The organism is Streptomyces cadmiisoli, assembly GCF_003261055.1.
GTDB lineage: Bacteria > Actinomycetota > Actinomycetes > Streptomycetales > Streptomycetaceae > Streptomyces > Streptomyces cadmiisoli.
Genome location: NZ_CP030074.1, coordinates 732,623 through 753,936, shown reverse-complemented (window position 1 = coordinate 753,936; position 21,314 = coordinate 732,623). Strand labels below are relative to the sequence as shown.

Sequence of the window (21,314 nt, the reverse complement as noted above, 5' to 3'; positions counted from 1 at the left end):
CAGGGTACGTTCCCGCCCGGGCGCGATCCGCTCGCGCTCCGGCTAGAACTCCACCTTCAGGATGCTGCACCGAGAATGGGCCCCGGAAACCGAGAAGCCAAGGCTCTTCGGTATATACAGAACCTCTCCGAACCGGGCCCGGAGATGGATGGATGAATCATTCAGGGTTTTGCCCGGAATTTCCCCCACGGAATCGATGCGACATTCGAAACCGCCGTCGAGCGACAGGAGAAGCACGTCCTGGCGGTCGTTGGTATCGTCAATTCTCTGACCAACACCCAGGGTCCAGCGGGCCAGTCCGACCTCCGGCACATCTAATGTTTCACAGAGCAGCCGCATCATTCTTTTTCGAGCCGACCCGCCATGGTCTACCAATACGTCGTCGGAGGGCGAACAATCGACCAGGTCCCGCATGTATTCAGTGGAGACATCTTCCAGTACGATGCCTGCCCCTCGTGGCCATACGAGAGCCGCGCTCTTTCCGCGATGCACGGAAAGACTCATTCCGATATCTGTGTAAAATGATTCCTCACTTTCCTCTGCACCTTCGTATGTGAACACAGATCCTCTGAATCTGCTGCGCGAACGAACCAGTCGACATGGCGCCTGTCCGTCTGTGCAGCTACGTCGAGTGGGGATGCGACTCCCCGACTTCCGGCATATTGACGGCATTGCCTCGCGGAGCGCCCTCGGAGATGCCGAAGGATGCAACGCAGCCGCCCGAGGTTCCCGATTATGAACCTGTGCCGCAGCCGAACGGTAGTCCCGGGAACTCGGGACTTGTCCTACGTCAAACCGCGCGTCGATCCCGGGCTGGCAACCGGTGACGCAGTTCGAACTCGGCAATCGGCCTGAGGGGCGTGTTGGTCGCGAAGCACGTGATCCGCATGCCCCTCCGACCGGTGTTGCGCCACGGTCCGCTACGACGGCCTCAGAAGTGCCCTCTGTCTCCCGGGCCCGGTTCGCGAACCAACGTTGCCACGCCGGTCTCGAAGGTGGGCACGTCACCCGTGGCCGTCGCAGCCGGGCACTCCCAAAACCGGGCGGCCAGGCCGTCTGATGACCTCGGCGCGCTGCTCACTCGTCTTCCGGAAGAACGGTCTCCCATGTCAGCTCCACCCACCCTGCCTCGACAGCCGCTCGGCCACCGGTTCCGCCTGCTGTGGAGCGCAGTGTCCGTGGCCGGCCTCGGTGACGGAATAGGCCTGACCGCGATGCCGCTACTCGCGGGCCAGCTCACAAGCGATCCACGAGACGTGTCCATTGTCTTCGTCGCAGAGCAACTGCCGTGGCTCGTGGTCGGCCTGATATCCGGAGTCGCCGCCGACCGGCTGGACCGTCGACGTGTCCTGTGGATCACCGACCTGCTGAGAGCCGTGGTGGTGGGCGTGTTCACCGCGGCGATTCTCCTGGGGCAGGCCTCGATCGCACTGCTCGGCGGAATCGCTCTGCTGCTCGGAGCCGCACAGGTCATGTACGTCGGCGCGTGGGCCGGCATGGTGCCGGCACTCGTCGCACCGAGCGGCCGGACCCGAGCCAATGGAGCCCTGCAGGCGTCAGCGCAGGTGACGGGAAATCTCCTCGGATCGCCGCTGGGCGCCGTGCTGTTCACGGTGTCCGTGGCAGCGCCATTCGCAGTTCAGACGGCCTGCATTGCGAGTGCTGCCGTGCTGGTCGCGCTGTTGCCAGGGAGCTATCGAGCGCACAGACCTGTTGCAACGCCGAAGAGATCCATACGCCGAGAGGTAGCAGAGGGCGTCAACTGGCTCTGGAATCATGGCTTCCTCCGGCTCCTGTGTGTAGCCTCCGGCGCCAGCAATCTCGTGGTTGTCGGCCTCACGGCAGTCCTGGTGCTGTACACCAGGGACGTGCTCCATCTCAGCGGCATCGGCTACGGACTGGTCATGGCCGCTTTCGCTATCGGTGGCCTGGTCGGGGCCGTCGCCGTCGCATGGCTGGCTGAGCGGATCGGCACCGGTAGGACGCTCACCATTGCCATGATCGGCCAGGCGGCGACTGTGGCCGCAGCGGGTTCGGTCTCTTCCAGCGTTGCGTTCTGCTGCTTCATCGGCTGCTACGGTGCCGCGGCGCTGGCATTCAACGTCGTGGCAGTTTCTGTGAGGCAGAGCGTCGTGCCGGACCGCCTGCTCGGCAGGGTCAGCATGGCCTACCAGAAGATCAATGCAGGTGCGAGCGCCCTCGGTGCCGTCGCCAGCGGTGTGGTCACGCATTCGCTCGGCTTGCGCGCGCCTTTCGCCGCCGGCGCGGGACTGCTACTGGCGTTCTCGGCCCTGACCGCTTTCGGGCTCCGTCGCCGCAGGTCCGTCGCGGACGCCACCACTGCGCCGGCACGGTGATCCGGGAACGTACATCAGCCACCGGGCCTTGACCTCGAATCCTGGAAACGGGCTATGCGGCTGGTGCAAGCGTAGTTGAAGCTGTTTCGGACGCAGTCTCGTAGGCGATCGGGCTGCGGTGTACGAGGTGGGAGTGACGGCGTCGGGTGTTGTAGCGGTTAAGCCAGCGGAACGCGTCGTGGCGGGCCTCGCGCTCGCTGGAAGCGCTCCTCCTCCGGCTCGCTGACCACTGACCGCCCACACAGGCTGCGCCACCTGCGACGCTACCGGGCCGGGCGCGGATACGCGCCCGGCCCGGGACCCAAGCCTCCCTCGGTCCGCGAGGTCACGTCCTGGATCACGACCCATCCCGAGCAACTGCGCAACAGGGACGCCGACCTGAATATGCCGCACCTCTGCACGGGGCTCACTTCCACGCACGAAGTAGTTCAGTCATCTTCAAGAGAACGCGGTCCAGTCACGGGAGTCATCGGACAGAAAGAAAGTCGGAGTTGGGCTGGCTCGCTGCGGAGGACCGTGCTGCTTGGAAAATTCGGAGGGCGGGTGACGAAAGTCTGATTGCATTTACTCCGGCAAGGCGTCAAAAGACGCGACGCCGCAAGGTAACGTACGTCAACATCCAACGCATCAGCCGCCGCAATCCTCCTAAATCTCGCCGCCCTTCGCCCTGTTGACCGGTACGCACCGCGCGGAACATACGAATTCCGACTAGCTTCTCACAGCATCGCTTGTCTAGGATTCAAGCGCAAGAAAAGCTGTACCCGCGCGCCACAACTGCGAGACAGTTCCCATATCCCGTGTCCACTATGAGACATGTCATCAATGTGCCAGGCCTATCGGTTGCATGAACGGCCCTCACCTCGATCGTATGTCGGAGCAGTTGGTCTCCGATTACCTTCTCGGTTAGGAACATTCTTTGCTTCCGTTTTCACATAGCCGGCGGGTGGCGGCACTGGGAATCGCTCTGGCACTGCTTTCAGGCGTCGGTTCCGTCTCCGCTTCCGCATCCCCGTCCGCATCCTTCTCCATCGCGGACTCCGAGGCTTCAAATAGCCGCGCAGCGGATCAGTCCGCTGTCGGCCGCCCTCGCACCGTCACCCTGATCACCGGCGACAAGGTGACCGTCACTCCTGGAGCGAAGGGCAGGCCCTCCTCCCTGAGCGTGGAGGAGCGTCCGGGCGCCAGCGGATCGGTCCGAACCGTCACCGATGACTCGGGCACTTACGTATTCCCTGCGGATGCTCATCCCTATGTGGCCTCCGGCGTACTCGACAAGCGGCTCTTCAATGTCACCGACCTCATATCTCAGGGGTACGACGACGAGCACACGTCCGGACTGCCGCTGATCGTCACACGCGAGGCGGGGGCATCGCGGCTTCCCGCAGCAGACTTGCCGGGGGTCGCCATCAAGCGGCAACTGGAGTCCATCGATGGCGAGGCAGTGGTCGCAGATCGCTCCCGTGTCACGAGCCTGTGGCGTGCTCTTGTCCCCACGTCCGAGGAAAAGGCAGACCGGAAGGCAGCCGAACCGCCGTCCCTGGCCGGCGGCATCGAGAAGATCTGGCTGGACGGCAAGGCCGAAGCAACATTGGCGGACAGTACAGCCCAGATCGGCGCGCCCGGGGTCTGGGAGGATGGCGCCACCGGCGCGGGCGTCAAGGTTGCGGTTCTCGACGGGGGGATCGACGCGGGCCACCCCGACCTGGAGAAGCGAATCGTCAGCAGTCGCAGCTTTATCCCGGGCGAAGATGTCACGGACAGGCGCGGTCATGGCACGCACGTGGCCTCCATCCTCGCGGGTACTGGCGCCGCATCGGCGGGTAAGGAACGAGGGGTTGCCCCAGGCGCCGATCTGATCATCGGGAAGGTCCTCGACAGCCAGGGTACTGGGACACTGTCCTCGATCATCGAGGGCATGGAGTGGGCCGCCAAAACCGAGAAGGCAAAGATCATCAACATGAGTCTGGGTATCGCCGCGGTGCATACTCAGGACGATCCGACGAGCCAAAGCGTCAACCAGCTCAGCAAAGAGACCGGCGCACTCTTCGTCATTGCCGCCGGCAACAGCGGTAAGGAGGCACCTTCGTACACAGTCTACGCGCCCGGAACGGCCGAGTCCGCTCTGACCGTTGGCGCGGTCGACTCCGCGGAGAAGATAGCTGACTTCTCGAGCAGCGGCCCCCGCGAGGGCGACGACGGACTCAAGCCCGAGGTGACCGCCCCAGGAGTAGGAATTCTGGCAGCGCGTTCCCAGTACAGCAACGGCGAGGGGTATTACACCACCAAGAACGGCACGTCGATGGCGACTCCGCATGTCGCCGGCGCCGCCGCACTTCTTGCGGAGAAGCACCCCGACTGGTCGGGGCAGCAGCTCAAGGACGCTCTGATGAGCACCAGCAAGATCACCCCTGACATCACTCCCTACCTCGGTGGGAGCGGCCGGGTCGACGCTTCTGCGGCTTTCCGCGCGCAAGTCGTCGCCTCCGGCAAGGTGGATACAGGGCTCATCAAGTGGTCACGTGACCCGCAGCCGGTCGAACGGCACATCACCTACACCAACCACGGCAACAGCCCGGTGACGCTCCGGCTCATGCTGGACCGCGGCCAAAGCCCCAGCAGCCTGTTCGCCCTGGGCTCCGACCAGATCGTCGTGCCGGCGAACGACAGCGCGTCGGTCAACCTCGTCATCGACCCACGTGGGATCGCCACGGGCGGATACACCGGACAGGTCATCGCACAGGACAGCACAGGCGCGGTTGTCGCACATACCGTCCTGAGCACGAGGACCGATTCCGAGCGCTACGACTTGACGCTCCGTGCGAAGGACCGCGACGGCCAACCCATGACGGGCGATGTCGTGCTCAAGGGCTCGAAGGAGAGCGAAGCCCGCTACCTGTCGGTGCCGGCGACCGGAATGACCCTTCATCTGCCGACCGACACCTACACGGCGATGATGTTCAAGGAGGTGCGTGGCGCCCACGGACCTGGCTCCGTGGGTGTGGCGCTGCTGGGTGACCCGGAAGTCGAGTTGACAGATCCGAGGGTGGTTTCCTTCGACGCTTCCCAAGCGGTCCAGGTTCAGGCTCTCACCCCCAAGCCGAGCATGCCGGTGAGCACCAGAGTCGAGTACCGGCGCACGTTCACGACGACGCAACCGCAGGACGGGGTCGTGATGGACGCCATGAAGATCAACTCGACGTACGACAGTGTCTGGGCTCAGCCATCACCGGAGAACGTCAAGCTCGGCGCTTTCGACTTCACCACGAGATGGCGGGCCCCTCAAACGCCTCTCGCCGTTTCCCGAGGCTCACAGGAACTGGACGTGCTTACCCAGCCCGGGACCAAGCCACTGCCTGACGGCACCACGGAGCTGGATGCCGTCTTCGCCGGCACGGGTACGGCTTCGGAATACGCACACTTGTCCGTCCGAGGCAAGGCCGCTGTGGTACGCCACAACAGCTCCATCCCCGCATACGAGCAGACCCGGGCCGCCCATGCCGCCGGAGTGAAGCTGCTCCTTGTCGTCAACGACGGAGATCGGCGGCTCTACAAGTGGTACGGGCAGGATGACCACGCGACTCCCGGGCCACTCGCGGTGGCATCTGTGACCAAGGACGGCGGTGAAGCACTGATCGCTCAAATCGCCGCATCGCCCCGGAAGAGCCTGCGCCTGCGTGCTACGGCGCATCCCACCCCCGCCTACCTGTACGACCTGGTCAGCCACCACGTGGGTGGCATCCCCAAGGACCTCACCTACCGGGCCGACTCACGCAACCTGGCGCGGGTCGACGTCACCTTCGGCCAGAAGGAAGGGACTCCCGTCAGGGAGACTCGCCTGGACTTCGCGCGGTACGCAGACATTGTGTGGAGCTTCGAAGCCGAACCCGTGACGCGCGGATCACGTACCGACTGGGTCTCGACGGACGCCGGCGTCAAATGGCAGCAGGAGGTCACTGTCGACCGCGTGGTGCGCGAGGCGTCGGAACTGGTGACGTACCACGCTGGTGAAACTCACCAGGAGCGTTGGATCACTCCCATCGTTCGTCCCCGCATGATCGGTGCGGATCTTCCCACTCGTGACGGCAGCTCGCTGTTCTTCAACGCGCCCGCCTGGGCGAGCGGCGGAGCGGCACACTCCGGCAGCACCGACTGGGCAAACGGCCTGTCCCAGCGCACATCGCTCCACCAGGGCAACGCGCTGATCGCCGAGTCGGACAGCGGCAGGGGGGCCGGCTGGGACCTCTCCCCGGATCGGCTGCCCTACCGGCTCGTGGTGGACGCCACGAACGACAACCGCGCGTACAGCCGTTACTCCACCTCCACGCACACCGAGTGGTCCTTCGTCTCCGGCGAAGCGGAGCAGGCAACCGTTCCACTGGTGCAACTCGACTACGCCGTAGACCTCGACCTCGACGGCAGCGCCCGGCGCATCGCAGACCTCTCGATCACGCCCTCAGTGCTCGGCGCACCGGCAACCAAGGTCTCTTCCGTGCGACTCGAAGTCTCGTACGACGACGGAGCCACGTGGCATCGCCAGAAGGCCATCCGCCACGACGGTTCCTGGACGACGGTCCTCATCGCACCTCACTCGGCCTCGTTCGTCTCGCTGCGGACCACTGCCACCGATGAAAAGGGAAGCTCGGTCAGCCAGACCATCATCCGCGCTCACGGCCTGAAGTGACGCAGGGACCGGTGCCGCACGCACTGCGGCACCGGTCCCTTCCGAAGGACGTCGCCCCGGGTGTGGACTCGTACAAGGCCACGGCATCGGCCTTCAACTCGTCCGAGTAATCCTTCATCGCCATCAGCGGTCTGCTCGCTTCCTCCGGTCCAAGCAGATCCAGTAGCAGCGTGTCCACCACTCAGGAGGAGGCTCCGTCACCGGGCCGTCCGAGCACAGCACCGCGTCGGTCAGCTCAAAGAGCGCATCCGCCCGGGTGCAGAAGCAGTCGTAGAACTCGACACGAAAGTGGGACAGGACGCCCAACGCGGCGTCAGCGGACTGTTCAGCGGCAAGACTCTTCACCAGCGGCCGTTCCTTCACGCGACGTTGCTCGACACCTCGAAGCGTGAAGGACGGCCGCTCTTCTGTCCCGGCAACGAACCAAGATCAGCAGGTCAGGCGAACGGCCGGGGTCAACACCAAGCTTAGGCCCGCCATGTCTGGCGCATCACACTAGATCGACGAGTGCTGTGTCGAGCGGTAGCACGATCTGCTTCCCAATCAGTCGCACGAATCCCGGCCGTTCCGCAGAGCTGGTCGCTCCGCTATGGAAGGCGAAGTGCCGCACGTCGGAGCGGTCGACCGCATCGATGCGCGGCTCTGGTGCCTGGTCGAGCCAGGAGATCCAGTCATGCTGAAGGACCAGAAGGCGTCTACGCGCGGCAAGGTAGCGGCGTAGGGGCAAGGCCGCGATGTCGACGCGCAATTCTGTGTCGGTGCGGCAAATGCGGACCAGTTCGTGCTCACGGCCGACCTCGCTGAGGTAGTACCACGAGCGGTCGTTCCGGGGGATGGCGTCGAAGTACCACAGGAACGAGGGGGTGAACTCCAGCGTCGGTTCGGCGAACCCTAGATGGGCCCGGCGCTGGACGAAGAACTCCGCGTGCTCGTCCTCATCTCGAAGGCCCTCCCCGAAGACTGTGTGTCCCTTCGGGTAGAAGGTGCTGACCCCGGCAGCGCCGATCGCTGCCTGACTCCAGGTGTACTCCTGCAATGCGTGTGCCTGTGCCTCAGGGCTGGTCAGATAGCTGGTGATCCCCCAGTCGGAGCGTTGCTGGATGGGCTTACCAAGGACGGTTACCCACTCGTTGGGTGTGGCGGTGAGCGGAGCCAGATAGATATCCGGCCTAGCGTGATTGGGAAGGTCGTCGTAGCTTCCGCTGCTGTAAGTCATCGCCACACCCATAATTGTAGGACGAGAGGAGGTTGGCTCTAGCCACCGTTTCATCCGTCGATGGCAATGCGAATGCCGACGTGCTTCGGGCTCCCGCCGTTGGCAAGACGTACATCGCTGTCGCTCTCGCGGTCAGGGCCCGCTACTCGATCCGTTCTCTGACGCTGCGCTGATGTTCAGTGATCGGGCAGTAGCCCGGGGGCGACATAGGTCAGGGCGGCTTGCTGATCCGTACCGAAGGCCGCGGCTTGGCGACCAATGACGTGCGGGTTGTTTGTCCGCGATGCCTCTAGGTGGGCCAGACACCGCTGCAGCACTGTCCAGGGAACAGGGTCCAGGGGGATGGAATGAGGGACGCTTTCCCAGCCGGACAGTATGGGGCTGCATGTCGATGTTCGTCGGTCTTGAGCTTCCGCATCTCGCAGCTGGAGGCGCCACGCAGCCGAGTGAGCATGCCCATCACCGCTTCATGCGGGTGCACTGCGCGGCCAGCACGGCCGTCACGAACGCGGCGGCGAGGAGCGCGCGATACACCCAAGCCCGCATCACGATGAACCGCAATATGCCCACCGGCACAGCTCGTCCTCCCACCTGGCTCCGTTTCCCGCCCTCCGGCCGAAACGTGCTGACGGTGTCGGCGACTTGTGAGTGCAGAACGGGATTGGAGGACTGCTCTTGATCACAAGGTCAGCGAATACCGGCGGATTGCGACAGGTCGACACTGACGTTCTATACATGTGGCGCTGTTGTTCTCAGGCCGACGGGGGAACCGTCATTGTTCGGTGGTTTCTGACGGGGACCGTGCGGCAACGCCGGGTCGCTGACCTCGCCACCCGAAGCGCTTGGCGTGAAGCAGGAGACATGCCTGATGGGACGCTTGGCCACCATCCGTCAATTCCGTCCAACGGACGGAACGAAAAGACGAAGAACGGCTGTCTGAAAGCGGCCCCGTCGGCAGCCTTTGGTTGGCCAGCGGCGACCGACGGCCAACGCCCCCTTTCCGCCCTTTATGCGTCCATGCACTCGCCGATGCCTAATTGGTCGGCCACTTGCCGGCGTGGCCGCCTGCCCGATCGATGAGGTCGCAGGTGCCGCTACACGGTATCGGCGTGCCAGGAAGTGGAATAATTGTGCAATTGACCCCTCCAGGACTCGCATTCCGCCCAGTTGACCACCGCGTCATGTGAGAATGCGGCGGTGTTGTGTCTGACGAAACGTGCGAGACGGACGGCCACGCTCGTGGCCGCGGTGAGTGCGGCGCTGGCGATGACCGCCTGCGGCTCAGGTAGCTCCGACGACAAGGCTTCTGAGGGCGCGGGCACGGGCCCGGGGAGCCGAGAGGCGAAGTACAAGCAGATCATCGAAGACCCGCGCCCGCGCCCCGCGGATGTGATCGAGGCGGCCGGCGCCCCCGCCGACGTGGTCCGCGCGGACGACGGCTCGCTTCTCCTGACGTACGACCTCGACAACGTCGAAGACGACGAAGGACCGGCTGCCACAGCCTGGCGCATCGTCGGCCCCGACGGCCGCACGGTCGCTGAGCACGCGGAACACGCGGAAGCGGCGCCAGCCGAGTTCAAGGGGGTGCCGGGGGGCTTTGTACGGGTGCCGTCTGGGGAGCATGCCAACGAGGCGTACGTCCTCGATGTACGCGGTGAGCGGCACAAGGTCGTTGTCAGCGAGGCCCCGCTGGGGACGCGTGGCGGTGACATCCTGGTTTCCGCACCGGAGCCGACTCTGGTCTACCGCCCGGCCACGCGCACCGTTGCGCCCCCGGCGGGGCTGCCGGACGACGCCGTCCGCCTCGCGGTGGACGAGCTGGGCACTGTCTGGAGCGTGCAGCAGTCCCTGACCGAAGACCCCTACCGTGTTGTATGGCAGCGCCACGGTCGCACCCTTGGATCGACCGCGGTCCCGAAGCCGTACACGGGGGGTGTCCTGGCCGCGCGGGGCGGCACCGCGGCGCTGTCCCTCGTCCAGGGTGAGGACGAGGGCGTAGGCGGCCTGCTGGTGACGACCGACAGCGGCAAGCACTGGCGGACGCTCCTCGACGGCGGCATCCCCTGGCAGAACTTCGACGGTGGCTCGGAGTTGTTGGTCCTGGAGGTGCTCGCGGACGGACGGCTGCTCGTCGGCGAGGAAGGCGGCAGCTACTGGCTCGCCGACGACCCCGGCAACACCGCCTTCCGCAAGCTGCGGACGCCGGCGCAATTCACCTCGCTCACCGTCGACGGAACAACGCTCTACGGCATCGCGGATGCTACGACACCGACGTATGACCTGGTGAAGGGCGAAGGCTTGTGGGTCTCGCGCGACGGCGGACGCGAGTGGCAACGCCACGAGCAGCGCGACCAAAATGCGTAACGCCGTCGAGCGGACAAGCAACAGGCTCGGGCAGTCGCCAACCGATTCGGCGTGCCGCTGAGATCTCCGCCGTCGATAGGTTTCCGCTGGAAGCGGCCGTGTCAGCGGGACGGTCCCCACCGGGTGGCCGTCCCGCTGCCTCTCAGCTCGATCTCAGCTGGATGTCATTCGAAGGTGATGACCAGGCGGCCGACGACGTCGCCGCGGCCGAGGGCCTCCAGGTTCTCGTTGACGTCCTCCAGCTTGATCTTGGTGACGTTGTGCTTGACGAGGCCGGCTTCGGCGAGAGCGAGTACCTCTGCGAGGTCCTCGTAGTTGCCCCAGAACGAGCCGAAGTAGGACCGCTCCGTCCCGACGAACGGGAACTGGGGAAGCTCGACGTGGTGGTCCATGAGACCGACGGAGGCCACGATGCCTTCCGAGCCGAGCACGTCGAACGCCGTCGCGATGGCGTCCTTGCTGCCGACGCAGTCCAGCACGGCATCGAGCGTCCTGCTGCCGGTCAGCGACTCCAGCGTGTCCTGGATGGCCTCGGTGGACTTGTCCCGGACGTTGATCCCGTGGTCCGCGCCGTTGTCCTTCGCCACGTCCAGCTTGTTGTCCGAGCGGGTCAGGGCCACCACCGTCGCACCGCCGCCCAGCAGCTTCGCGTACTGGACCCCGTAGCTGCCCAGACCGCCGATACCGGTGACACCGATGACACGTCCGGGCACCACCTTGCCCGTGTCACGCAGCTTCTTCATCGCCCGGTACGGAGTCAGCCCCGCGTCCGTCATCGGGGCCAGGAACTCGGGATGCCGGGCGGCCTCCTCCGAGACCGGGATGGCATGGGCGTACTGCACCCCTATGTACTCGGCGTAGCCTCCAGGAGGCCCGAACCCGACCCACCGGCCCGTGCCGCTGCAGATCTGCTCGTTGCCCTCACGGCACTGACGGCACGTACCGTCGCCCCAACCAGTGAGGACCACGACCATGTCACCCTCGGAGTAGCCCGGCGAATCCGGGACGGCGCTGCCCTTCCCCACCACACGACCCGCGACCTCATGGCCGGGTATGTAGGGGAAGTCCACAGGGAACGCACCCTTGAAGTAGCCCTCCACGAGCTGGAAGTCACTTCGACACATGCCTACCGCCGCGACCTTCACCAGAACTTGGTCCGGGGCGGGTTCGGGAACGGGTACCTCTTCAAGCCGAAGAGGTTCGTTGTACCCGTGCATCCGCGCTGCTCGCATCTGCATGGGGTGCCTCGCTTTCACCAGCCAGGAGCAGCCCGCACACGCGACAACGACCGGACGGGACTGATCCGCCCGTACCGACCGACGGCAGGCCGCTTGGACACGACCAGAATCCCCCGCACACCCCCACTTCGCACCCGGAATCAGCACGCCTATCCCATATGCGGCGCGCAGATACCACTCACGTCGACTTTGGTGCACATTGCGTGATGGTCGAATTACACAGAGTTCTCCTGCGGGTTGTGCCGAGCCGCCCCGTTGATTTCAGTAGCGGGCCGACTCAGGCTGCTCGCCGCACTCAAAACGGAGCGGCACCTCGCCCTCCTCAACGACGCCAGCACGGCAAAGCCACGGCCACTATTTGTCAGCATGAACGCGACATGCGTAGCCAGCGGCAATTCGCTCACTCTCGGTCTCGCCACCCCATATGCCATACTCGCCGCTCTCGCGCGCCCAGTTGCGGCAAGCAACGGTGACGGGGCAGGTGGCGCACAATTCGCGAGCTTCCGCTGTTCTCGACTGACCTCGACTACTCGCGCCTTCGGTCACTTCGTCCGGCCGGTAAAACAGATGAGGGCGACTGGAGCACGGAACTGCGACTCGCAGATCAACGAGAAAGTGTGGAAGCAATGGGATCTGAGGCAAAACAGCTAGCTTTCTGATTCGCGTCTCGTTGAAATTTGTGACTCAAGCCATGGGAATAAGATTCCTTTTGCCCTGCGAACAAGAGACATCAATACAAAACTCACTGCCGCAAGGATCGACCTGAATAGGAGGAGACCGTGGTATCCGATCGGGGGGGCGCATACCACGGTCTCCTCGACGCCACTCGGTCGCATCTCTAATAAGATTAGAAATGCCCGGATCCCTTGGAGCAGCCACGGGGAGCTGCAGCCAAGAGGCACGCGAGGGCGCACCGAAATTTCGGTTGTCCTCACCGTAGCCCGTCTCAGCCATACGGCTATAGAAGATGCGTGCCTCATGATCGAACTTTGGGGAACTCAGCCATGGCAGCCAACGGTCCCTGCGAGCATCCGGGTCTCGGTCGCAAAGACTGCTCATGCCGCGTCGCCGGAGAACGCATCCCCCTCGTGTGCGGCCCCTGCGCCCCCAACTCATGTCCCCGCGCTGCACTCGGCAGCGGTGACACTACGGTAGTTCGCCACTTGAGGCCTGCTGCCGGGCGTCGTGCGGCTGGTGCTGGATTCCTCAAACGGAGTATCTGCATGCCCAAGGGTCTGATGGACCAGGTCACCATGCGGGTGGGCTCGGCAGCGCAGGCATCGCGTGAGGGGAAGCACGCGAAACAACCAGTTGACTCTCTGCGAACCCTCAACCACTTCCGCCCTGTTGACCGGCGAAGCCGGGGGCGACCACACCGATCTCAGCTCGGTCGCCCGGCAGAGTGGGTCCCAGTTCCGCGTGTGCAGCGCGATGCGCACCGTGTGTGCGAGTCGGCGATGCCAGACCCGGGTGCGGTGGCACTCACAGTACGGCCATCAGTTGCCCCTCGTGGCGTTCCATTCGTCGACTAGTTGCTGGTGCTCTTCATTCGTCCTCGTGAACTCGCTGGTCTTGCCGTTCAGCGAGATGAAGTAGTACCAGCCCTCGTCCGTCGGGTCGAGTGCGCCCTTCAGCGCTTCGTCACCCGGGTTGCTGATCGGTCCCGGTGGGAGACCCCTGTTGTAGTAGGTGTTGTATGGGTTGTCGTAGTTCCGGAGTTCGCTCAGGCTCAGGTCGATCTTGCTCTGATTCTTGATGTAGTTGTACGTGGAGTCGAACTCGAGCATGCCGTTGGTCTGGGGGTTCGAGCGGTCCAGGCGGTTGTAGACAACCTCGGCCATTCTCCTGAAGTCGTCGTGGCTCGTTCCTTCTGCCTGCACCAGGCTCGCGACGGTCAGCAGTTGCCAAGGGCCGTCAAGGCCGAGCTCTTCCGCCTTCTTCTCGACGCCAAGTTTTGTGTACGTCGAAGTGGCGCGGCTCACCATCTGCTTCAAAACGTCTTGCGGGGTCTGTCCCTTGGCGGCGGCGTAGCTGGAGGGGTAGAGGAAGCCCTCCAGCGGGTCCTTGACGTTCTCCTGGTTCAACGCCCAGTCGGGCAGGCCGAGCTTTCTGTATTCCTTCTTTGCAATCGCGGCCGTGGTGCCATCGGCGACCTCGAGGCGCTTGTCGATGAGCTTGTAGATGTCGGTGTTGCGTTTACCTTCGGCGATGATCAGGTTGTTGATACTGTCGAGATTGAGCATGCGTTCAACCGCGCTGTCGGCCGACATCTCCTGCTGCAGCGCGTACACACCGGAATGAATGCCCTTGCCTTCGGGGTTGCGGTTCTGCGCCGCGACGAATGCGTCGACGCTCTTCACGACACCGGCCTTCTTCAGCAGGCCGCCGATCTCATAGCCGCCCGCACCCTCGGGGATCGTTACGGTCACCGCCTCACCGTTTCCACCGCCCGCGAAGTCCGGGGCCACGCCGAAACGGTCCGGGTAGAACTGGTAGCCGAGGTAGACGACGCCGGCCATACCGCCGCCGAACACCAGGGCCACCGCGCGGCGGCCACCCCCGTTGCGGCTCTTCTTGCCCTTGCCGCCCCGCCCCCGCCGCTCGACGCGCCCGCGCCGGTCCGTGGGCTCCTCGTCTTGGGAATCGACCTCCCCCGAGAAGAAGGCGTGCTCGCCCTGATCGGGGCCGGGGTCCCAGTCGGTCTCGGGCTCCGGCTCGGTGCGCCGGCGACTGGGCGGCTCCGGCGGTGGGTAGACGTCGGGCGGGCCGTAGAAGTCAGGCTGCTCGGTGCCGGGAGCAACGCCCTGCTGGGAGTACAGGTCGGTGGGGTCGGCGGCGTACTGCAGGTGCACTTGCGTCCCGGTGGCCCAACTGCCGGTGTCGTACTGCTGTTGAGTGCCGTACGACTGCTGCGCCTGAGCGGCGTACTGCTGCTGGTCGTACTGCTGCGCATGGCCGTAGCCCGGATGCTCGCCGGGACCCCGGTCGCCGTACTGCCACTGCTGCGGGTGGTCGCCGTAAGGTAACTGCTGACCCGCTTGGGCCTGCTGGCCTCCCCATCCGCCGTCCCCGAACAACGGGTCCTGCGGATGCCACGGTTCGGAGCCTGGGCCCCTGCCATACTCAGTCATCGATCCCCTAGAGCCGCGGGCGTCGCGTGGGTTGCGCCAGCCTACGGCGATGGTTCGTGAGCATCCCGCGGCGGCTGCCATATTGAGTAAAACATCAACTAACCAACTGGCCAAAACCATCAGAGGGCACACGCGCGCGGTCGAGACACCACGGCTGCGGCGGCCTACCCGAGTTGGGACCGGTTGGCGTTGGCGTCGCCGGCGCAGCACTGGATGGCGACCACCGAGCAGATGTACCTCGTCGTCTCACCGGGGGTGCGGATCGAGCAGTCCCTGCGTCGGTTGGTCAGCGTTTGATGCGTCCGCGGATGGCTAGGACGGCGAGGGCCAGGAGCGCGGGTTCCAGGAGGCGGGAGGTCATCTCGATGTAGGTGCCGGCAGTGGTCAGGTCCTGTCCGCTGGAGCGGAAGACCACGGAGTTGAGCGTGATGTTCAGGGCCTTCTCGAACCGCTTGCCGGTGAACCTGTCCCCGGTCGGGTTCTGCGCGTCGTCTTTGTCGATCGTGAAGGTGACCTTGCCCCCGCCGGGCGGAACGGTGCCGGTCGCTTCCTGCTTCGGGGAGGAACCCGGCAGGCCGAAGCCCATCAGCAGCATGATCGTGAGCAACATGGCGGCGGCGAGCCAGCCCAGGGCGCGCGCTGCGCGCAGGCCGTAGCCGGACAGCAGCCAGTAGGCCCACAGCAGGCCGCGTTCGACTCTGGGGGTGCCGGCGCGGTCGTGGCGGCGCATCTCGCACTCGCCGTAGTAGAAGTCGGCGGCACCGGGTTCGTTCTTGGCGTCCTCGAAGGCTTTGCGGAGTTGCCGGTACAAGGCGGCGACATCTTCTGGGTCGGGGGTGTGGTCGGGGTCGGGGTGGTACGGGCCGGCACGCCACTGGCGGGGCGAGTGGGCGTGGCCGGTGGGCGGGGTTGGCCGGCCGATGGACTGGGCGCGCCAGTGGTGTTCCTCGACCAGGGTGCGCCGGCGTGTCCAGCGGACCGGTCCTATCCCCTTGCGGTGCCATCCGGTGGGGGGAAATGCGAAATCCGTGCGGCCTTCCAGGCGGAGTTGGTCAAGGTGGAAGGCCCCGGAGAACAGGCAGTCGGACAGGTCGGTGTCCGTCAGAACCAGCAGCGCAGCGTCCACACCCTGTACCGAGGTCACCCGCACCCCCGCGGGGCCGGGCAGCAGACTCTCGTCCACGACACCATCGCCATTGATGAAGGGGGCGGGGTGGGCTGTGACCGCTACGGGAGCCGCCAGCACGGCGTAGCTGAGGTCGGCGGCGGCGTGGCGCAGACGCACGGTGGCCGTCGACTCCCACCGCGTCCGCACACAACGCACCTCACGCGCGGCGATCTCCAATGTCGTCGGCTCCCCGAACACGGCACCCGACAGATCCAGCGTCCCCGCGCAGACAGTCGGCCCCCACCGCGAAGTCACCAAGAACTGCGCCCCATCGAACTTGGCGTCGCCGGCGAACTTCGCCACGCCGAAGCTAGCGATGCCGGAGAACTGCGCCTCGCCAAACCAGGCGTCGCCGGCGAACTCCGCCCCGACGAACCCGGCAGAGCCGGAGAACTTCGCCCCGACGAACCTGGCGGTGCCTACGAACTTCGCCTCGCCAAAGCTGGCGTCGTCGGAGAACTTCGCCCGGACGAAAACAGCGTCGCCGGAGAACCTCGCACCGACGAACCCGGCGATGCCGGAGAACTGCGCCCTGCCGAACCTGGCGTCGCAAGTGAACTTCGCTCTGCCGAACCCCGCGATGCCGGAAAACTTCGCCCCGTCGAACGCGACGGTGCCGGCAAACTCCGCCCTGTCGAACGCGACGCTGCGAAAGAACTTCGCCCCGACGAAACCGGCGTCGCCGGAGAACTCCGCCCTGACAAACACGGCATCGCCGGAGAACTCCACCCCGCCGAACACGGCGATGCCGGAGAACTCCACCGTGTCGAACACGGCGGAGCCGGAGAACTCCACCCCGCCGAACACGGCGGAGCCGGCGAACTTCGCCCTGTCGAACCTGGCGGTGCCGGAGAACTGCGCCTCGACGAATACGGCGATTCCAGAGAACTGCGCCCCGACAAACACGGCGTCGCCGGCGAACTTCGCCCCGACAAACATGGCGAAGCCGGAGAACTTTGCCCCGACGAAGCTGGCGGTGCCGGAGAACTGCGCCCCATCGAACCTGGTGGCGCCGAGGTGGGGGTGGGTGGTGGTGGAGTCCTGGAGGGCGTGCAGAAGTCGGTTCAGGAGGTCTTCGGTGAAGGGGGTGCCGCGGTGGTCGATGTCGGAGCCGGGTGTCAGGCCCGCCAGGTAGGTGTCGCGGTCGGTGTCGCTCAGGTGGGCAAGGCAGGCGGTATGGCCGGGGACGTGGATACCGCGGCAGCCGACGGGATCGGTGGCCGGGTCCGCGCCGTGAGCACAGTGCGGCCAGGACAGCGCCGGGGATACGGCCGAGAACATCGCCATAGGCAGCACCGTAACTGACTGCAAGTGGGGTCAGGCGGGCCGCTGTTGTTCTTCGGGCTGAGTGGCGTGGATCCCCTCACTGGGCGGCAGGCCCTGCCCAGCGTGCCGCTCCTCGGCTGTCCATGATCGGACTCTGCCCGACCGCGTATCGGCGTCTTTCCGAGCACGCACCGGACGCGGCTTCCTGACAGGCAAGCGTTGCCTGCCGCGGCACCAGCCCACGGTGTCCCGGGCCAGCCCTGGGCGGTGCTTTCCCTTCCGGGCGCGCCACGGTGATGGTCAGCGCTACGTCCCGTCAGGCTCCAGGCTTATGGGCTCGGCAGCGTCGAGGAGACGCTGAGGCAGGTAGGGGGACGCGACCCGGATGTTCCAGCCCCGGCGGCGGGCGTGGCAGGCCAGGGCCGGGACGTTGAAATTGATCGTGGCGTCGGCGTCGTCGGAGCGGCCGGCGGCCTGGCAGTGATCGCGGTGGGCTTCGAGGGCATCGGCCAGAGCCAGGTTGAAGCTCTCCTCGTCGCCCTCCACGAGCTGTGACAGCAGTACGGCCGGTGGCGGGGCGAAGCCCCAGTTCGGACGGCTCGGGCCGCGGCCTCTGCCGCGGCCTTGAGGGCAGTCTCGGCCTCCGGGGTGTCGAGGCCGGGCGTCTCCACGGACAGGGCGCCCAGGTAGTCGAGTAACTCATCGGCGATCGACTGCCATTCGTATACGGCCATCCGGCCGGCCTTCGACATGGACCGGACCTGTCCCCCGATCCTGTTCGCGAAGTCCTCGCGCGTCGCCGTAACGACTGCCTCGCCCACCTGATGCCGCTCTATCCGCACTGCGCTGCTCCCTGGTGCAGCCCGTGCGGGCAGCCTGGGCGCGCCGTCCGACAAGGCGTTCGCGCGTTGTCGGAGTCGGGCGCCGCACGGTTCGGCCGGCGCTGGCCGTACGTCCGCCGAACTCACGTACAACCCTTTCGCCCCTCCGCGCGTCTCCTGATCGCTGGCCACCCGGTGAAGTAGAGGACAACCTCCGGCAAACGCGGGCGGTCAGGCACCCACCGACTGCGGATGACCATCGGGCATCCCGCATGCAGCAGGAGAGCCGGCATGCACGAGCACCAACCTCTGCGCGTCGCCTTCGCGGCGGCGACCGCCGCCGCGCTGACGGGCGACCTGCTCACCGGTCTGAAAAGGGACGACAAGACCGATCTGCCGGCCGCCCCGAACGGCGAGAACGGCTTCGACGGCCTCGTCACCGTCCTGAAGGGATCTGCCTCGGGCATGACGACGTCCGACACGACGGCGTACGGCCCGATCCACCTTGGCCTCTCCACCGGCCACGACCTCCGACTGAGCATGATCATGTTCGGCTAGACCAAAGGAGTTCTCCTCACCGATGCACAGACAAACCTCGGCGACCCTGGCCGCCGCCATCCTCACCGCGGGCCTCACACCGCTCGCGCTGAGCGCGCCGGCCTCCGCCGCGGTCGCCAAGCACTACGACGACTTCAACGGCGACGGCTACCGGGATCTCGCGTACGGCCACTCCTACAAAAGCACCTCCGATGCCGACGGCTGGGAGGGCGGCGCCGTCAACGTCGTCTACGGCAAGGCCGGCGGCCTCGACACTTCTCGCACCCAGGTGATCCACCAGGACAGCCCGGGCATCCCCGGCACCGACGAAGAAGACGACATGTTCGGCGACTCGATCACCAGCGCCGACCTCAACAAGGACGGCTACGCGGACCTCGTCGTCGGCAACTCGCTGGAGACGGTGGGCAGCACGCAGTACCGCGGCTCGGTCACCATCGTCTGGGGCTCCAGGTCCGGCCTGTCCGGCGGCACCAACGTGACCCCGAAGTCCGGCGCCGGCAGCTACTTCGGCCGCGACCTCGCCACCGGCGACTTCAACGGCGACGGCTCACCCGACCTCGCCGTCATCGGCGGCCACGAGGCCTGGCTGTACCGCGGCGGCTTCACCAAGTCCGGCACCACCGGCAGCGTCAGCAAGATCGACAAAGCGGGTCAGGGCTGGTATTCGTACGGCTTCGCCGCCGGCAAGGTCAACAGTGACGGAAAGACCGACCTGGTGGTACTCGGCGAGCAAAACATCGACAACAAGCCGGTCTACCGCATCTGGTTCCTCAAGGGCGCCTCGGGCGGCCTGACCTCCGGCGCCTCCAAGACGTACATCAGCGCTCCGTGGACCGCGGCGATCGGCGACTTCAACAAGGACGGCTACGGCGACATCGCCGTCGGCCTGCCCGACAACAACAGCGGCAAGGGCATCGTCAGCGTCTGGCGCGGCACGTCCGCTGGCCCGAGCGGCTCGATGACGTACAACCAGGCCAGCTCCGGCGTCTCCGGCAGTCCCGAGGCGGACGACAACTTCGGCTACTCCGTCTCGGCCGGCGACACCAACGGCGACGGCTACGCGGACCTGGTGGTCGGCGTGCCGCACGAGGACGTGAACGGCCTGGAGGACCAGGGCGGCGTCCACGTGTTCAAGGGCGGCTCCGGCGGACTGACCGGTACGCGGTCCTCGTGGATCCCGCAGACCGTTCAGGGTGCGGCCCACTCGTGGGTGTCCTTCGGCTACGCCCTGCGCCTGCGCGACGTGACCGGCGACGGCAAGGCGGACCTAGGCATCGGCGCGGCGGACGTCAGCGTGCTGCTGCGCGGCTCGAGCGCGGGGCCGACGGCCACTGGGCTGACCGAGCTGCCGCTGATGGGCGGGTCGTTCAGCGACTGAGGTGACGTGTGAGGGCGGCGAGCCCGGTGGCGGTAATGATGATCACCGCCACCGGGCTCGCCGCTTTCGTGGAACAGCAAGAGCGTCGTGCGCTCGGTCGGCGGCGGTACCGCCGCCGCAGCCACCGGAGAGTTGCTGGACCGTCGCGGGCTGGACAGGGGCAAGCAGGCCGACGTGGTGGATGCCGTAATCGCGCGCGGCAAGTGCTGTCCCGTCATCGACCACATCCGGCTGCGGATGCGCCGCTCCCGGTACCGCGTAAGGGCGTGGGGGTGCTCGTCGCGGGCGGGGTCCGCAGGGGCTTCGGCTCTGTCCCGTACTCGGCTCCATGCCGATCCGCACCTGAACGGCACGGCCTCCAGGGCACGGGTCATCTGGTTCCGGCAGCGCCCACCGTGACGAGTCCCAGGAGGTTGTCGTGGATCTCGTTGAATCGGGTCCGCACCGCTTCCGCGGCCTTGGCGACATCGCGCGCGGCCGGGTCGCGCGGCCGTTCGAGCAGCAGGTGGACCGTGTCGGCGAGTGCGGCTTCGGGGTCATCGATGCCGAAGCGGCCTGCGCCCTCGACGTCACTCATGACCGTGGCGAACCCGACCAGCACGGAGTGCAGGGCGTAGATCTGCCTGGGCAGCGGGAGATCGTCGCGCACTATCCCGCAGTCGCGCAGGATCGAAATGACCGCGCCGCCCATCGCGCTCGCGGTGGCCTCGGCGAAGCGCTCTTGGTCGGCGGGGCGGTGGAGCAGTTGCCGAAGTGCACTGTCCTCGCTCCAAAGCCATCGCATCCACGGGTTGCCCAGGGTCGTGCGGATCAGCAGCGGAGACAGACGGCGGGGCAGGATGCACTGCGGGTCCTGGGCGATCTGGTCGTTGATGGCTTCGATACAGCCCAGCACCTCGCGTGCGGCCAGCCCGACGAACAGGTCTTCCTTGGTCTCCCAGTAGAGGTAGACCGTGCCCTTGCCGACGCCTGCGGCCGCAGCGATCTCCGCGATGGTCACCTTGCGGACACCGTGCTCCAGGACCAGCGCGCGTGCGCTGTCGAGGATTCTGGCCGCCTTGACGGAGTCGTGTTCGATCAGTCGGTTCACCGTCGTGGTTTCTCCCGTTCGCTCTTCGGGCGTCATGATGTCACGG

15 protein-coding genes are annotated in these 21,314 nt (G+C 65.9%); 6 read left to right on the top strand and 9 right to left on the bottom strand.

Annotated elements, in window-relative coordinates:
- Positions 1-42: 42 nt before the first annotated feature.
- The gene (locus tag DN051_RS45610) at positions 43-561 is read right to left on the bottom strand and encodes a hypothetical protein (RefSeq protein ID WP_162625212.1); all 519 of its coding nucleotides are present in this window, start codon (positions 559-561) and stop codon (positions 43-45) included.
- 326 nt (positions 562-887) lie between these two features.
- Here DN051_RS45610 and DN051_RS43830 point away from each other — a divergent pair, with 326 nt between their 5' ends.
- On the top strand, positions 888-2,357 hold the full coding sequence (locus DN051_RS43830; RefSeq protein WP_342781618.1) for an MFS transporter: 1,470 nt from the start codon (positions 888-890) through the stop codon (positions 2,355-2,357).
- Positions 2,358-3,300: 943 nt separating this feature from the next.
- Complete coding sequence (locus tag DN051_RS43825) at positions 3,301-7,038, top strand: S8 family serine peptidase (RefSeq protein ID WP_246041226.1); 3,738 nt, start codon at positions 3,301-3,303, stop codon at positions 7,036-7,038.
- Between the two features lie 490 nt (positions 7,039-7,528).
- On the opposite strand, the gene DN051_RS43815 is transcribed toward DN051_RS43825, so the two are convergent.
- Positions 7,529-8,260 (bottom strand): hypothetical protein, encoded by a 732-nt coding sequence (locus tag DN051_RS43815; RefSeq protein WP_234388891.1) that lies wholly within the window; start codon positions 8,258-8,260, stop codon positions 7,529-7,531.
- Between the two features lie 453 nt (positions 8,261-8,713).
- Positions 8,714-8,845: a hypothetical protein gene (locus DN051_RS47440; RefSeq protein ID WP_267890894.1), complete on the bottom strand. Its 132-nt coding sequence runs from the start codon at positions 8,843-8,845 to the stop codon at positions 8,714-8,716.
- Between the two features lie 648 nt (positions 8,846-9,493).
- On the opposite strand from DN051_RS47440, the gene DN051_RS43805 reads away from it, so the two are divergent.
- A complete protein-coding gene (locus DN051_RS43805; protein WP_246041225.1) occupies positions 9,494-10,618 on the top strand; it encodes a beta propeller repeat protein in 1,125 nt (374 codons plus the stop codon).
- A gap of 164 nt (positions 10,619-10,782) precedes the next feature.
- Here DN051_RS43805 and DN051_RS43800 read toward each other — a convergent pair whose 3' ends face one another.
- The 3 genes from DN051_RS43800 to mltG all read right to left on the bottom strand — a co-directional run bounded on the left by DN051_RS43800 (position 10,783) and on the right by mltG (position 14,708).
- Positions 10,783-11,850 (bottom strand): NAD(P)-dependent alcohol dehydrogenase, encoded by a 1,068-nt coding sequence (locus DN051_RS43800; protein ID WP_199315054.1) that lies wholly within the window; start codon positions 11,848-11,850, stop codon positions 10,783-10,785.
- A gap of 360 nt (positions 11,851-12,210) precedes the next feature.
- Complete coding sequence (locus DN051_RS43795; protein ID WP_281289093.1) at positions 12,211-12,483, bottom strand: WhiB family transcriptional regulator; 273 nt, start codon at positions 12,481-12,483, stop codon at positions 12,211-12,213.
- Positions 12,484-13,352: 869 nt separating this feature from the next.
- The gene (gene mltG / locus DN051_RS43790) at positions 13,353-14,708 is read right to left on the bottom strand and encodes an endolytic transglycosylase MltG (protein ID WP_246041224.1); all 1,356 of its coding nucleotides are present in this window, start codon (positions 14,706-14,708) and stop codon (positions 13,353-13,355) included.
- A 39-nt stretch (positions 14,709-14,747) separates the two neighbouring features.
- Between mltG and DN051_RS47435 the strand changes: the two genes are divergently transcribed.
- Positions 14,748-14,882 carry a hypothetical protein gene (locus DN051_RS47435; RefSeq protein WP_281289075.1) on the top strand — a complete coding sequence of 45 codons (135 nt, stop codon included), beginning with the start codon at positions 14,748-14,750 and terminating at the stop codon, positions 14,880-14,882.
- Between the two features lie 391 nt (positions 14,883-15,273).
- Here the strand turns inward: DN051_RS47435 and DN051_RS43785 are convergent, their stop codons facing one another.
- The gene (locus DN051_RS43785) at positions 15,274-17,442 is read right to left on the bottom strand and encodes a pentapeptide repeat-containing protein (protein WP_425471811.1); all 2,169 of its coding nucleotides are present in this window, start codon (positions 17,440-17,442) and stop codon (positions 15,274-15,276) included.
- A gap of 285 nt (positions 17,443-17,727) precedes the next feature.
- Positions 17,728-17,967: an immunity 49 family protein gene (locus DN051_RS46060; protein ID WP_246041223.1), complete on the bottom strand. Its 240-nt coding sequence runs from the start codon at positions 17,965-17,967 to the stop codon at positions 17,728-17,730.
- Between the two features lie 566 nt (positions 17,968-18,533).
- On the opposite strand from DN051_RS46060, the gene DN051_RS43775 reads away from it, so the two are divergent.
- Positions 18,534-18,800 carry a hypothetical protein gene (locus DN051_RS43775; protein ID WP_112443272.1) on the top strand — a complete coding sequence of 89 codons (267 nt, stop codon included), beginning with the start codon at positions 18,534-18,536 and terminating at the stop codon, positions 18,798-18,800.
- Between the two features lie 22 nt (positions 18,801-18,822).
- Positions 18,823-20,178 carry an FG-GAP and VCBS repeat-containing protein gene (locus DN051_RS43770; protein WP_112443271.1) on the top strand — a complete coding sequence of 452 codons (1,356 nt, stop codon included), beginning with the start codon at positions 18,823-18,825 and terminating at the stop codon, positions 20,176-20,178.
- A gap of 370 nt (positions 20,179-20,548) precedes the next feature.
- Here DN051_RS43770 and DN051_RS43760 read toward each other — a convergent pair whose 3' ends face one another.
- Positions 20,549-21,268, bottom strand: coding sequence for a TetR/AcrR family transcriptional regulator (locus DN051_RS43760; protein ID WP_053764260.1), 720 nt, complete (start codon positions 21,266-21,268; stop codon positions 20,549-20,551).
- Positions 21,269-21,314: the final 46 nt, after the last annotated feature.